This window comes from Paenibacillus zanthoxyli JH29 (assembly GCF_000520715.1).
GTDB lineage: Bacteria > Bacillota > Bacilli > Paenibacillales > Paenibacillaceae > Paenibacillus_AQ > Paenibacillus_AQ zanthoxyli.
Genome location: NZ_ASSD01000618.1, coordinates 1 through 2909, shown reverse-complemented (window position 1 = coordinate 2909; position 2909 = coordinate 1). Strand labels below are relative to the sequence as shown.

Below are 2909 nucleotides of genomic sequence, written 5' to 3'. Positions count from 1 at the left end.
CACTTCAAGTGTTAGCTAAGTGGGGGAGTGTTCAATATACTATAAGCATGAAGCATCTGAATATTCAGTCCAGTCAGGATAAGCGGCGAAAGGGTGGAGCGAACCAATGAGTATACAAGAGCTTAATGCAGCATTCATTGAAAAATACGGGACAAGCGGCCTGGAGGAGAAAGTGTTCTATGCGCCGGGAAGGGTCAATCTGATCGGAGAGCACCTCGATTATAACGGGGGGTATGTTCTGCCAGCGGCGCTGGAATTTGGCACGACACTGATCGTACGGCCGCGTGCTGACGGTAAAGTAACGTTCGCTTCAACTAATTTTCCATATGAATTATCCATTGATAATACCGAAATCGGCAGAGAAAAGACCGGCGAATGGGTGGACTATCCGATTGGTGTGATGGCTGAGCTGAAGAAAAAAGGGCATCCCGTGTCGCAGGGGTACGACCTGCTCTTCCACGGAGATATCCCTAACGGTGCGGGCTTGTCGTCTTCGGCTTCCATCGAGGTCGTTACGGCGTTTGCTTTCCTGACGCTGGAGGGCGGCGATACCGATACGGTGGAAATCGCGCTGCTGTCCCAGCGCGCGGAGAATCAATACGTCGGCGTAAACTCCGGCATCATGGACCAGTTCGCTGTCGCCAACGGCAGAGAGGATCATGCCATTCTGCTTATGTGCGATACGCTGGAATATGATCTGGTACCTTTCATAACCGGTTCTTATAAACTCGTTATCGGCAATACGAACAAGCGCCGGGGGCTGGTGGATTCCAAATACAATGAACGCCGCCAGCAGTGTGACGAGGCGCTCGCCGCGCTGCGTGAAGAAATCCCTTCCCTTGGTTTCCTGGCGCAATTGAAGCCGGACGAATTCGAACGGCATGCAGGGAAAATCGCCGATGAAACGGTCAGACGGCGCGCGCGCCATGTCGTTGAAGAGAACCAGCGCGTGCTTGACTCTGTACAGGTGCTTAAAAATAATGATCTGAAGCAGTTCGGACAGTTCATGAACGACTCTCACGTTTCACTGCGCGATTTGTATGAAGTAAGCTGCACCGAACTGGACGTTATCGTCGAGGAGGCGCAGCGCATTCCCGGTACGCTCGGCTCGCGGATGACGGGAGCGGGCTTCGGCGGCTGCACCGTTTCGCTGGTGCATGAAGACGATATCGAGCGCTTTATTGCCGAAGTGGGCAAAGCCTATAAGGAAAGAACGGGCCTTACGGGCGAATTTTACGTATGCGGCATCGGCAACGGGGTTAGAGAATTGGAAGGAGTGAAGTGAGATGGCTATATTGGTGACGGGCGGAGCGGGCTATATCGGCTCCCACACGGTAGCAGAGCTGCTTGACCTCGGTGAAGAGGTTGTGGTGCTGGATAATCTGGTAACAGGGCACCGGGAATCCCTGCTGGGGGGCAAGCTGTACGTGGGCGATTTACGGGACAAGGAACTGCTGGCCAAGCTTTTTGCCGAGAACGAGATTGAAGCGGTCATTCACTTTGCCGCGAGCTCCCTTGTGGGCGAGAGCATGAAGGACCCGGTAAAATATTACGACAACAACGTATATGGCACACAGTGTCTGCTGGAAGGCATGCAGAAGGCCGGCGTGAACAAAATCGTGTTCTCCTCCACCGCAGCGACTTACGGCGAACCGGAGAAGGTGCCGATCGAAGAGACGGACCGCACCCAGCCATCCAATGTCTATGGGGAAACGAAGCTGACGATGGAGCGGATGATGTCGTGGTTCGACAAGGTGCTTGGAATTAAATACGTGGCGCTGCGCTACTTTAATGCCGCCGGGGCGCATGCCAGCGGTAAGATCGGCGAGGATCACCGGCCAGAGAGCCATCTGATTCCGCTCGTTCTTCAGACCGCGCTGAAGCAGCGCGAGAGCATCGCTGTCTTCGGCGACGACTACCCAACCAAGGACGGTACGTGCATACGCGACTATATCCATGTCACCGATCTGGCGGACGCCCATGTCCGGGCTGTAACCTATCTGCGCAGCGGAAGCGGGAGCAACGTATTCAACCTCGGCAACGGCCTGGGATTCTCCGTCAAGGAAGTGATTGAGACGGCCAAGGAAGCGACCGGCCTTGACATTCCGGTTGCCATTCAGGAGCGGCGCGCGGGCGATCCTGCCGTGCTTGTGGCCACCTCTGATAAAGCCCGCAGCGTGCTGGGCTGGAATCCGTCGCGCGCCGATCTGAAGGAGATTATCCGCAGCGCTTGGAACTGGCATTCGTCTCATCCGCAAGGGTACGGGGAAGCTTGAATGAAGCCTATAGAGATGACAGCCGGTATAAAGGAGAACAACATCATGGTTATCGAAAAAAATACAACAGCTTCCGGGGCCGATCTGGCGCTTCATGCCATAGAGCAGCTCGTCCTGTTCGCATCGCACCGGCGGCTAATCGAACCGGACGATACCGATTACAGCCGAAATCTCCTGCTGGAGCAGTTCAGATTCAGCGAGCCTTATACCGGGAAAGTCGATGATACGAAACTGCAGGGCCCGCAGGCTCCGCTGGATGTTCTGATCGATTACGGCTTCGAAATCGGGCTCATTCCGGAGAACAGCGTCACTTACCGAGATCTGCTTGACGCCAAGATCATGGGTCTTCTTCTGGCACGTCCATCGGAAGTGAACGCGGAGTTTTACCGGCTGAGCGCCGAGCAAGGCGTTGCTGCCGCGACCGACCGGTTCTATCAGCTCAGCATTGATTCCAACTATATCCGCATGGACCGCATTTCGAAAAATGTTTACTGGCTGCAGCCTTCGCCATTCGGCAACTTGGAGATGACGATCAATCTGTCCAAACCGGAGAAGAATCCGAAGGAAATCGCCATGGCGCGGCTGCTTCCGCCGCCCGTGTATCCGAAATGCCTGCTCTGCCGGGAGAATGTC

The 2909-nt window shown here is 55.1% G+C and carries 2 protein-coding genes and 1 pseudogene; all 3 read left to right on the top strand.

All coding sequences use genetic code 11. From position 1 onward, the window contains the following. Positions 1-106: 106 nt before the first annotated feature. A complete protein-coding gene (locus tag L691_RS0123810) occupies positions 107-1285 on the top strand; it encodes a galactokinase (protein WP_025692777.1) in 1179 nt (392 codons plus the stop codon). A gap of 1 nt (position 1286) precedes the next feature. Further along, positions 1287-2276 (top strand): UDP-glucose 4-epimerase GalE, encoded by a 990-nt coding sequence (galE, locus tag L691_RS0123805; RefSeq protein ID WP_025692776.1) that lies wholly within the window; start codon positions 1287-1289, stop codon positions 2274-2276. A gap of 45 nt (positions 2277-2321) precedes the next feature. Further along, positions 2322-2909: pseudogene (locus L691_RS0123800) on the top strand (UDP-glucose--hexose-1-phosphate uridylyltransferase); the annotation flags it as partial.

Coding starts and splice junctions, on each gene's coding strand:
- L691_RS0123810 (WP_025692777.1), top strand. CDS start 107: ATGAGTATACAAGAGCTTAATGCAGCATTCATTGAAAAATACGGGACA.
- galE (WP_025692776.1), top strand. CDS start 1,287: ATGGCTATATTGGTGACGGGCGGAGCGGGCTATATCGGCTCCCACACG.